This window comes from Micromonospora sp. BS32, assembly GCF_059089345.1.
On sequence record NZ_JBSSHR010000098.1, the window covers coordinates 1 to 466 of the forward strand.

At 72.1% G+C, this 466-nt stretch carries 1 protein-coding gene; it reads left to right on the forward strand.

Annotated elements, in window-relative coordinates:
* Nucleotides 1–246 precede the first annotated feature (246 nt).
* The coding region (locus AC5RWQ_RS30430; protein WP_494286036.1) for a D-aminoacyl-tRNA deacylase at nucleotides 247–466 on the forward strand (220 nt) is incomplete at its 3' end.

The following is a 466-nucleotide window of genomic DNA, read 5'->3' on the forward strand; positions in this document are numbered from 1 at the left end:
CGTTGGTGATCGCCGAGGCGGGCACCGCCGCGCCGGTTCTGGTCATCCCTGTCATCCCCTCCGGGCGTGCCGCACGCCCCTCCCGGCTTCGATGCTGCCACCTGCCGTCGGCGGCCCGCAGCGACTCTGCACCCGAACGGCCGTCACAACAGTTGTGCGACCCCGCCGACCGGGCGAACCCGGCCCCCCGATCGGCCGTCCTCACCCGTGTGGGGTACGGCACCCGGGACCCGCGACAATAGGGCCATGCGAGCGGTGGCCCAGCGGGTGAGCGAAGCGAAGGTCGTCGTCGACGGGGAGACCGTCGGCGCCATCCAGGGACCGGGACTGTGCGTCCTGGTCGGTGTGACGCACGACGACACGAAGGAGAAGGCCGCGGCGCTGGCCCGCAAGTTGTGGAGCCTGCGCATCCTCCCCGAGGAACGGTCCTGCTCCGACATCGACGCCCCGCTGCTCGTGGTGAGCC